The organism is Gilliamella sp. Pas-s27 (assembly GCF_009795865.1).
GTDB lineage: Bacteria > Pseudomonadota > Gammaproteobacteria > Enterobacterales > Orbaceae > Gilliamella.
In genome coordinates, this window is sequence record NZ_WTEW01000164.1 from 1 (window position 1) to 239 (window position 239).

General features: G+C 45.6%; 1 protein-coding gene. It reads right to left on the reverse strand.

The window, feature by feature from the left end:
* Positions 1-239: contractile injection system protein, VgrG/Pvc8 family (locus tag GQ589_RS12140; protein ID WP_202115133.1), on the reverse strand; the 239-nt coding region annotated here is incomplete at both ends.

Genomic DNA, 239 nt, shown 5'->3' on the forward strand with positions numbered 1-239 from the left:
CGCCGTCATTAATATTATTCAGTGGACTGCCTTTGATGTTAATCCATTGACCCGGTGCAAGGGCATAGCGGTTGCTTTTACCGTGGATAATCACCTGTTGGCTGATTTTTTGTTCGTGGCGTAGGCGGGCATACCATTCACCACTTTCGATACGCATTTCACTCGAATTGTTATCACTATCATTAGTATTCGTCTCACTCTCACGCCCATTATCATGACTGCCACTAGCATTGGCACCA